The sequence below is a fragment of the Bacillus sp. mrc49 genome (assembly GCF_002803435.1).
This window is the reverse complement of the sequence record NZ_PHNG01000664.1, coordinates 1-10518: the sequence shown is the minus strand read 5'-3', so window position 1 is coordinate 10518 and position 10518 is coordinate 1. Positions and strand designations below refer to the sequence as shown.

General features: G+C 45.3%; 11 protein-coding genes and 1 pseudogene. All 12 read right to left on the bottom strand.

Annotated elements, in window-relative coordinates; all coding sequences use genetic code 11:
• A pseudogene (locus CVN76_RS09795) lies at positions 1–281 on the bottom strand (UDP-N-acetylglucosamine 1-carboxyvinyltransferase); the annotation flags it as partial.
• Between the two features lie 32 nt (positions 282–313).
• Entirely contained in the window at positions 314–1063 is a 750-nt protein-coding gene (locus tag CVN76_RS09790) for a YwmB family TATA-box binding protein (RefSeq protein ID WP_100531095.1), read from the bottom strand.
• A gap of 162 nt (positions 1064–1225) precedes the next feature.
• Complete coding sequence (locus CVN76_RS09785; RefSeq protein WP_061141263.1) at positions 1226–1468, bottom strand: DUF1146 family protein; 243 nt, start codon at positions 1466–1468, stop codon at positions 1226–1228.
• A gap of 150 nt (positions 1469–1618) precedes the next feature.
• Positions 1619–3145, bottom strand: coding sequence for an NADH-quinone oxidoreductase subunit NuoN (nuoN, locus tag CVN76_RS09780; protein WP_100531094.1), 1527 nt, complete (start codon positions 3143–3145; stop codon positions 1619–1621).
• A gap of 3 nt (positions 3146–3148) precedes the next feature.
• A complete protein-coding gene (locus tag CVN76_RS09775; protein ID WP_100531093.1) occupies positions 3149–4672 on the bottom strand; it encodes a complex I subunit 4 family protein in 1524 nt (507 codons plus the stop codon).
• Positions 4669–6540 carry an NADH-quinone oxidoreductase subunit L gene (gene nuoL / locus CVN76_RS09770; RefSeq protein ID WP_100531092.1) on the bottom strand — a complete coding sequence of 624 codons (1872 nt, stop codon included), beginning with the start codon at positions 6538–6540 and terminating at the stop codon, positions 4669–4671. Before nuoL ends, CVN76_RS09775 begins: the two co-directional genes overlap by 4 nt.
• A gap of 34 nt (positions 6541–6574) precedes the next feature.
• Positions 6575–6889, bottom strand: a complete 315-nt coding sequence (nuoK, locus tag CVN76_RS09765) for an NADH-quinone oxidoreductase subunit NuoK (RefSeq protein WP_064467120.1) — start codon at positions 6887–6889, stop codon at positions 6575–6577.
• On the bottom strand, positions 6886–7404 hold the full coding sequence (locus CVN76_RS09760) for an NADH-quinone oxidoreductase subunit J (RefSeq protein WP_100531091.1): 519 nt from the start codon (positions 7402–7404) through the stop codon (positions 6886–6888). The genes nuoK and CVN76_RS09760 overlap by 4 nt, the downstream gene beginning before the upstream one ends.
• Positions 7401–7820, bottom strand: coding sequence for an NADH-quinone oxidoreductase subunit NuoI (gene nuoI, locus CVN76_RS09755; protein WP_057911921.1), 420 nt, complete (start codon positions 7818–7820; stop codon positions 7401–7403). The genes CVN76_RS09760 and nuoI overlap by 4 nt, the downstream gene beginning before the upstream one ends.
• Before the next feature lie 35 nt (positions 7821–7855).
• The gene (gene nuoH, locus CVN76_RS09750; protein WP_100531090.1) at positions 7856–8863 is read right to left on the bottom strand and encodes an NADH-quinone oxidoreductase subunit NuoH; all 1008 of its coding nucleotides are present in this window, start codon (positions 8861–8863) and stop codon (positions 7856–7858) included.
• Positions 8864–9961, bottom strand: coding sequence for an NADH-quinone oxidoreductase subunit D (locus tag CVN76_RS09745; protein ID WP_100531089.1), 1098 nt, complete (start codon positions 9959–9961; stop codon positions 8864–8866). It abuts the gene before it with no gap.
• Positions 9962–9966: 5 nt separating this feature from the next.
• A partial coding sequence (locus CVN76_RS09740; RefSeq protein WP_198512531.1) for an NADH-quinone oxidoreductase subunit C occupies positions 9967–10518 on the bottom strand: 552 nt, incomplete at its 5' end.

Below are 10518 nucleotides of genomic sequence, written 5' to 3'. Positions count from 1 at the left end.
GCTCTCATTTTACGCACATATTCAAATGGTGCTTCTTCTAATAACTCTCTTGATGCATCTACAGTTACTTGATTATCATGAAAGGCAACATCTGCATTTAAGTTGCGCAATACTTCATTGATTGTATATACATCGGAGAGCGTAGGAACATCTTTAATGATACTTTTCCCATCACTTGCTAATAATGTTGCAGCGATAACTGGCAAAACGGCGTTTTTAGCACCTTCTACTTTAACTGTCCCGCTAAGCCTTTTTCCGCCGCGGACGATGATTTTTTCCAAAAGTATTCCCCTCCGCGTCCATTTTCTCTATATTAATATTCAAACGTTATGATTGGTGTGCCAACTACAAAGTTCGTTCGTTCACCCAATCCTTCTGTCCGTAGCCCAAACTGCAAATTTAATTTTTCTTTTGTCAAAGGTTGTTTAAACAATGTTGAATGTGCAGATATTGATGTAAAGTTTGTTTCATGCACACTCTCAATTTCCCTTGCTTGGAACATATCTAACAGGTCTTCAGTTTTAGAGTTTAAAACCGAATCCATATTATCATTGATAGACCCTTTAATACAAGAAAAAATTGAAGGAGTCCCTATAAATAGGTCATTTACCCTGTTCTGGAATGTGGTTGTAAAAAAGGCTGGATTGCCTTTTTTCCATTTCTGTCCCTTCACTTCATAAATGACATAGGTAACTTTATCAAGTTCCTCTTTCGTTGTCATTATTTTGATAGACTCGGTTAGACCTGAATCGATATTGTACGTTAACGCCTCAGCCTTCCAGCCGGAAGCATCATCTTTCCGGTGCCATTGAAATTGAGGGTATTTTTGTTTCAAAGCGAAAACTTCGCTTTCAAACTCTTGTTTAGTTGCAATCTCTTTATTTATCTCTCTAGCGAGTACAGACCAATCACCTATGTCCAAATCCTTATCTTCTTGTAACAGTCCAACCATTTTGACTATATCTGGTTTAGTTTCTGCCACAATCGTTCTATTCCCAATTAAAATCACCATCAAACCAAGAAATACTATGTATATTAACATTTTTTTGTTTACATTATACATGTTAAATCCCTCCCCTTTTATGCATTATTACCATAAGGAGAGAAATCATACTTCAAGTTTTTCCGACAATTGATGATACCTTCCAGCTGGATGTTGCTAGGGAAGGCATGGCGAATAAAAGAGTAGGATCTTATTTTGCTATAAACAGAGTCTTACAGCTTATCAGTCATCACTGAACATATACGGGAGTTGGTTTGCAAATCCCAGGTAGTCAAGGAAGAAATTACTCACAACTGAACCGATGGCAACCGTCAATAAAATATATAAAACCCTGGCCTTGATGACCGAATTCGATCTTAACATTTTATCGAAATGTAATGCCTGTAGAGCCCACCAGGTAACTGCGATGAAAAACAAATGTGCAATTATCCCTGTTAAAGCCTGCTGTCCCATTGCTGAAAACATGTACATACCTCCTAAAAGACACCCGTCTTCTATTCTAACACAAAACGCCCTCATATTTGGAATATAAAAGGAAGAATTGCAAAATATCTTTTATAAATCGTAAATAGAGGCTTGATCCAATGGAACAAGCCCCTATTTATAGGCATTATATCATTTACCCGAAATAAAGTCTGTAAAATCACCAAATTGTTCATGAATAAAATCGAAGGCAATATTTGGCGCCACCCCAAAAAGTACGGTGCCGATTGCACAAATGATCAGAACGGCAGAAACACCCGAGCGAACCTTTATGACCTTATCTGAATGGATCGGCCGGAAAAAGACCTGGACCAATAATCCGAAGTAATACACATAGGAGACGATGGTTCCTGCAATCATGATTCCGGCAAGGACAAAATGGCCAGGCTCGGTAATGAATGTCCCTAGGAAGATATTCAGTTTGCCAATGAAACCGCTCGTCCCTGGAATTCCGGCCAGCGAAAGGATATAGATGGTGAATGCAAGTGCCAGATACGGAGATTTCCTTCCCAGTCCCGCAAAAATGCTGATATCCTCTGTACCGCTTTGGCTGGACAGCAGCTGAATGACTGCAAATGCGCCGATGTTCATCAATACGTATGCCAGTAAATAATACCAGATCGTATCCAGCAGGAAATACCCTCCGCCCAATGTAGCCACAGCCACAAGGAGATACCCTGCATGGGCAATGCTTGAGTAGGCAAATAATCGTTTTACATTTTGCTGCCTTAACGCAACCACATTTCCAATGATGATTGTTAGACCAGCCATGGATGCTATATAGCCATCATTTTTTTCCAAAAAGTCGAGTGCCCCGAAGGCATCACCGGGAGCTGTCAGGAACAAGGAAAGCAAAATGCGCAGCAGGATGACAAAACCTGCCATTTTTGAAATGACGCTTAAGAAGGCCGCCACAGGTATCGGTGCACCCTCATAAGCATCCGGTGCCCACATATGAAAGGGAGCGGCGGCTATCTTGAAGGATAAACCGACAAAAACCATGAAGAATGCGAGGCCCATGATATATTGCAGCTGGCTGTCCGTCATCCCGGCCATCGTCCTGCTCATTTCCCCTAGATTGACTGAACCTGTAACCCCATATAAATAACTCATCCCGAATAAGGTGATGGCCGTGGAAATCCCGCCGTTTATTACATATTTCATCGATGCTTCATTAGAGGAACGGTCGCGTTTGCGTATTCCGACTAATATATAGGATGAAAGGGAAAGCAGCTCCAGCCCGACAAACAGTGTTATCAAATCCCCGCTTGAGGTCATGATCATCGCACCAAGCAAAGCGGTCAGGAACAGATAATAAAATTCCCCACGGTGTTCACGCAATCCCTCTTTCGGCTCATAGCCTTCAGCGAGAAGGATGATAAGCCCCGCACCGACCAATAACAGGAGCTTAAAGGCTTTTGCAAATGAATCCAAACGAAATGTATCGGACAAAATACTGACTGTCTCAAAGGATAATAGGCTGACAAGCGACAAGCCTGCCAAAATGATGCCGGTTAGCGCGAACCACGCCAATTTCCTTCGATTAAAGTGCACCGGCCAGAACAAATCCAATATCGATAGAGCCATGGTCGTGCCAAGGATGATGAATTCAGGCATCATCGCTCCCCAATTATAAGAAAGCATCGTGTTCCAATCCATCTATCATCGCCCCCCTAGAGCAAGCATCACGGCTTCTATCGTACCTTGAAGAGGCCCGCCTAACATATTTGGATACACGCCGATCGCAATGATCAGGCCGAGAAGCGCCAATGCCGGTACAAACTCCCAGCTTTCAAGGTCCCGCTTCTCTTTCTCTACCAAGCTATCATTCTTGCCAAACGTCATCCGCATGACTGCCCTCAGTATATAGACGGCTGTCAAAACAAGTCCGATCACCCCGATTGCAGCAAGCAATGGCTGACTTTTGAATAAGCCGAGAAACACCATGAATTCACTGATGAAGCCGGACATGCCCGGCAGACCGAGTGAAGCCAGACCACATGCCAGCAAAAACCCGGAAAATACAGGCATCGACTTCGCCAATCCCCCAAGCGCAGGGAGCATCGTGGTCCCTGTCCTTTCGTTCAATGCACCCACCAGGAAAAACAGAAGTGCAGCGATTAAGCCGTGTGAGATGACTTGAAAGATTGCCCCCTGCAGCCCCGCTTCGTTCAAGGCCCCCAGCCCCATCATGACGATCCCCATATGCGAGATCGATGAGTAAGCTAAAACAAGCTTGAAGTCGGTTTGCAGCATCGCTAGCAAGGCTCCATATAAAAAGCTGATGACTCCCATCAACACAATCGCAAATGCCAAACTTTTATATTGTTCAGGGAATATCCCCATTCCAAACCTGATGATCCCATAAGCCCCTATTTTCAATAGAACACCAGCATGAATCATGACAATGGAGGGAGGCGCCTCTGCATGCACCCGCACCATCCAGCTGTGAAATGGAAATACGGGCAGCTTTATCGCAAAAGCAATGAGAAAGGCAAGGCATAATCCATATTTCATCGAACTCGAAATCGGCGCAAACAGCGATACACCGCCCATTGTCATCATTTGGGTCAAAGCCGCAATGTTGGTCGTACCTGTCCGGGCAAACAAAATCAAAATGGCCACCAATAATACGGCCGAACCGATCCCGTTATAAATCAGAAAATGATACGACGCCTTTTCCCTCTCAAGGAAGCCCCACTTACCAATTAAGAAGAAGGCGGGAATCAACGTCATTTCAAAAAAGATGAAGAAAAGAATCAGATTTTCTGCCGTAAAGACACCGAGCATCCCGATCTCCAGGATCAAAAATAACAAGTAATAGCCTTTCCATCCGCGCTTTATATATATCGAGGCCATTGCCGCCATCGAAGAAATGATGGTCGTCAGTAATAGGAAGATGAGGCTCAATCCATCCAGCCCCAACTCAAAATTCACGGTAAAAAGCTTGGGATCATACATCTCCAAATTTCCGAACCTGATCCAATCGACCTTAATGTTAAAGCTGGAAAGAGCCACTCCCGAATAATATTGGCTGCATAAAAAGAACGAGAGGAATAGGGGGGGAAGCGTTCCGAAAAAGCCAAATTGCTTGATGGTCCTTCCCTCATTTTTCGGCATCAGGGCGACCATCAAGATTCCAAGCAAAGGTGAAAACACTAAAAGCGAGAGCAAATAGGCATTCATCTTAAATACCCCCCAGTTAAAGCAAAAATGACCAGCAATACCGCAAGACCAAGAAACGCGATCATCCCATATTGCTGTACCTGCCCCGATTGCAGTTTAGATCCTATTTTCCCCCACCCTTCTATTGAACCGGTTACAGTCGATATCAAGCCACCGATGATGAACCTTTCAATATATGATAGAAATAAGCTAATCCCTTTCGTTGCATGAACTATAGTAAAATAATAAATTTCATCAATATAATACTTATTTTCCAAAACTCGATATAATGTGGAGTTTTCTTTGACGAGCCAGCCCCGGGGCAGCTTCGCTTTAGCGTACATCATATAGGCAAGCACGATCCCGGCAAGCGCCACAAGCACGGCAAGGACCATGATCCAAACAGGTCCCTCACTATGTCCGGCACCAAGCACAGCTTCATTCCCCTCTACAAGCCACTCACCAAGGAAGGTCCCGAACCACGGGGTTTGGATATATCCAGCGACCACAGCCAGTACCCCTAAAACAAGCATGGGAAGCAGCATGACCGCAGGAGATTCCTTGACCTGATCTGCTTGATTGCGAGACTCTCCGGCAAAAATCATGAAAAATAGCCGGAACATGTAAAAGGCAGTTAAAAATGAGGTGATCACCGCGAGTGAAAACAAGAAATAGTTACCATTCACCCATGCCGCCATCAAAATTTCATCTTTACTGAAAAAGCCCGAGAGCAAGGGAAAACCTGATATCGCCAGAGTTCCAGTCAAGAACAGCGGCCCTGTCCAATTCAGCCTCGACCATAACCCTCCCATCCTTTCAATATCCTGTGTATGTATGGCATGAATGACACTGCCAGCAGCCAAAAACAACAGTGCTTTAAAAAAGGCATGGGTCATTAAATGAAACACACCGGCCACATAGCCCGCAGTACCTAAAGCTAGCATCATGAAGCCAAGCTGAGAGATGGTCGAATAAGCCAATACCCGCTTGACATCCTTTTGGACAGAAGCGATACTCGCGGCAAAAATGGCTGTGAATCCGCCTGTTACGGCGACAGCCTGCATGGCCGCTTCACTAGCGAGGAATACCGGGAACATGGTCGCTACAAGATATACGCCTGCGGCCACCATGGTTGCAGCGTGAATGAGTGCGGAAACCGGCGTTGGGCCCTCCATTGCATCAGGAAGCCATGTGTGAAGCGGAAATTGCCCCGACTTCCCAACGGCACCAATAAAAATGAGGATGGCGATCAACGTCAAGCTCCCATCCGATATCACACCCGAGTGAACGGCTTGAAAAATCTCCCCATATTCGAAGCTGCCCGTTTCCCAGAATAGGAGGATAATTCCAATCAATAGGCCCACATCCCCGATCCTGGTCATGATGAATGCCTTTTTCGCTGCATTCTTGGCTTCCTGTTTATAAAAGTAAAACCCAATCAACAGGAAGGAGCCTACCCCGACCAATTCCCAGAAGAAATAAAGCTGCAGTAAATTCGGCGCCATGACCAGTCCAAGCATGGCAAAGGTGAAAAAGCCCAGATAAGCATAAAAAGTGGAGAATCGCTCTTCACCCTTCATGTACCCCAATGAATAGATTTGGACAAGCAGGCTGACAAAGGAAACGATCACAAGCATCAAGGCATTAAGCTGATTGATTTCGAATCCGGCCGTAAGCTGCGTCCCCCCTATCGCAAGCCAATCGATCGTTGTTTTATAAGTAGATGATGTGAACCTTTCCATCAAGGTAAGCATCGATAAAACAAAAGAAGCCAACGTAAAGATTATTCCTATATATGCCCCCCGCTCCCGTAGCCGGCCACCTGATAGAAGCAGAACCATAAACGTGACGAGTGGAAAAATCGGTATGAGCCAAGCGTTCTCCATCATCGTATCAAATCCCCTTCTTCATTCATATGAACCCTCAATGCTTCATGATATCCATTTCATCGACATTGACCGTCTTCCGATTGCGGTAAAGGGACATTAATATTGCCAGCCCTACAGCCGCCTCGGCTGCAGCGATTGTAATCGTGAATAAAGAAAACACCTGGCCCGTAATCGATGGTGTAACCCCGAATTTACTGAAGGCGACTAAATTGATATTGGCGGCGTTCAGCATCAGCTCGATTGAAATCAAAACGATCACAGCATTTCTTTTCGTCAAGGCCCCATACAGCCCTATACAAAAAAGAACGAGCGCCAATACGAGATAAGCAGACAAGGGAACTCCCGTCATGATCGATCTCCCTCCTCATCATCTTTTTTAGCTAATACGATGGCACCGACTAAAGCCACCAGCAGGAGTACCGACATTACTTCAAACGGAATCACATATTTAGAGAACAGTGCGATTCCTATTTGTTTTGTATTTTCCTCATGCAAGGCAGTCGGCTGTACCGGTATATCCAAATCATAGATTCCCAGATAGACGGCTACAGCGAATCCTGCAATCGCTAACAGCAGAGGTAATTTCCCCCATCCCCCTCTTGCCGGTTCATCGTGTTCCCGATGCTTCGTCAACATGATTCCGAATAACATCACGATCGTTATCGCCCCGGAATAAATCAGGATTTGGACGATGGCGACAAACTCCGCCGAAAGCAGCAGATAAATGCCCGCAATGCTTAAAAAGGTAAAAACGAGTGCAATGACCATGTGCACCACTTTCGTTAATGTAATTAGCAGCACCCCGCCCAATATGGCGACGAGTGCCAAGCCAAAAAAGGCAATCAGTTCGCCGGATACACTCATACTTTATTCACCTTCCGGATATTTTCATCATTTTCATCAAGCCACTCCAAATTTTTAAATAAATGATCACGGCTATACTCCGCCAGCTCAAACTGGTTCGTCATGACGATCGCTTCTGTGGGGCAAACCTCCGTGCATAAATCACACAAGATGCAAATTTCGAAATTAATGTCATACGTGTCAATGATCTTCCCCTTTTTGGAAGGGTCCGGATGTTTTTTTCCCGTTAATTGTATGCAGTCCGTTGGGCAAATCGTCACACATTGATTGCAAACGATGCACTTTTCAGGGTAGAATTTTTGGATTCCGCGGAAGCGGTCAGGGAGCGGAAGCGGTTCATTCGGGTAGTCATACGTCACTTTTTTCCGGGTCAAGTTCTTTAATGTATAGCTTAAACCTTTAGCTAAACCAAGCATGTTAATCCCTCACTTTCCGATCAGCTTTAAGTTTTTTAAATAAGGTGAACGATTTCTTTTATGATGGCCGTCAAGAATATATTGGCTAATGCAACCGGGAGCAGCACCTTCCAACCGAACTCCATTAATTGATCGGCCCTTATCCGAGGAAAGGTTACCCTGATCCAAACCAATATATAGAACACCGCACTGAACTTGAGGCCGAACCAAATGGCTGCCGGAATAAAATCCAAAAACGGAATAGAATTCCATCCTCCTAAAAATAATACAGTGGTTAATGTGGCCATTGCAAACATATAAACATATTCCGATAACATAAAGAAGGCCCAGCGAAATCCGGAATATTCTACATGATACCCTGCTACAAGCTCCGATTCCGCTTCAGGAAGGTCAAAAGGGACCCGGTTCAGCTCAGCCACAGACGCAATCATGAAGACGATGAAGGCAATCGGCTGAAGGAAAATGAACCAAACCTTCTCTTGGGCAGCCACGATGTCGTTCAGGTTCAAGCTGCCTGTCAAAAGGACGATTCCCACTAACGACATCACCAAGGGAATTTCATAAGAGATCATTTGCGCGGCTGCGCGCATGCCACCGATCAACGAATATTTATTATTGGACGCCCAGCCCGCCGTGACGATGCCGATCGTCGAAATGCCGGATATCGCCACATAATACAGCAAACCTACCCCAATATCGGCAAATTGGAACGCATCGGTGAACGGCAAAGTGGCAAGGACCATGAAAGCGGGGGCAAAGGCGATAACCGGCGCCAGAATATAAAGCGGCCTGTCGGCTTTTTTCGGTATGGTATCTTCCTTGATCAGAAGTTTCAAAACATCGGCAACGGTCTGTAAGAGACCCCATTTCCCGCCAATTTGGTTCGGACCGATCCGCAGCTGCATGAACCCCATGATTTTTCGTTCCGAGAGGATTCCATAAGTGACAAACCCCAGGACGACGAATAACAGCAGGACCGCCAAACCAAAATAAATGCCAAAATTCAGCAGGCTGGGAGCGGAGTGGAGTAAATCCTTGATCATTTATCCATCCACCTCCCCTAGAACGATATCGATGGCTCCTAATATCGTTATCAAGTTCGCCATATTTTCCCCTTCCAATAATTTGGGGAGAATTTGCAGATTATAAAAAGAAGGCCGGCGAAACTTCAAACGATATGGCTCCTTTTTCCCTTCACTCGCAATATAACAGCCGATTTCGCCTCTTGGTGACTCAATTCGCACAAAGGCTTCACCCTTTGGCACCTTTATGATTTTGGGAACCTTGGCAAGGACCGGCCCTTCTGGAAATTGTTCAACCGCCTGCTCAAGGATTTTCAATGATTCTTCGATTTCTTCCATCCTGCAGTGATACCGGGAAAAGGCATCTCCCTCTTCCCGGGTGGGAACATCAAAGGTGAACCGATCATAAATCGAATATGGTTCGTTTTTCCGCAAATCCCATTTGACACCCGTACATCTTAAGTTGGCACCGCTAAGTGAATACTGCAGCGCTTCCTCCTTCGTATAGATGCCAACCCCTTTAACCCGGTTCACGAAGATTTCATTCCCTGTTACCAGCTCATGGTAACCGGCAAGCTGCTCCCTCATATAAGGCACGAACTCGGCGACCTTTGCAATCCAGCCTTCGGGGGCGTCCCATTTCACTCCGCCCACTCGCATATAATTGAATGTAAGCCGTGCCCCCGACAATTCGGTCAATAAGTTGACGATCATTTCACGCTCGCGAAACGCGTATAAAAAAGGGCTCGTCGCTCCTATATCAAGCAAGTATGTCCCCCACCAAACAAGATGGCTCGCCACTCTGCCCAACTCCATGGCGATCACCCGCAAATATTCAGCCCTATCAGGGACCTCCAATCCCATCATTGTTTCGACAGCATGGCATAACACATAATTATTTGTCATGGCCGCCAGATAATCGAGCCGATCGGTATATGGAATGATTTGCGTATATTGCAGGTTCTCCGCCAGCTTTTCCGTACCACGATGCAAATACCCGATAACGGGGGTGGCCTCTTTTATAATTTCGCCATCAATCTTGATGACGAGCCGAAAAACGCCATGCGTGCTCGGATGCTGAGGTCCGACATTGAGAAGCATTTCTTCCGTCCTTAACATTGGGGTTACACCTCCACATCATAAGGCTGATAATCTTTCCTAAGGGGATACCCTTTCCAATCATCACCAAGTAAAATCCGCTTTAAGTCAGGGTGCCCACGAAAATTGATGCCTAATAAATCATAGGCCTCACATTCCGGCCAATTGGCCCCTTGCCATAACGGGACCAGGGAGGGAATGGCTGGAGAATCTCTGTCCAGCTTCACCTTAAGGGCAATGGATTGATTCATGTCGAATGAATGCAAATGTACATAGATTTCCATATGGGTTTCAAAATCGGTGCCGTGAAGTTCCGATAAGTAAGAAAAGTTAAGCTTTTCATCATAACGCAGTAATTTAGCTATTGAGTAGTATGTATCAGGATTCGCCACTATTGTAGGTACATCCTTTGATAGGTTATTAATATAGTGGTCTATTAATGCATCTTGTCCTACATGCCTTTCAATAGCATGAACAATTTGATTGAGTGTGGGCTGGTTTGGGGATGGCTCATTCTTATTGTCATCTTCCGTCCTTTCATCCACGTTGGCCCTGGACTTGGCAGCAGCAGCTGCCTT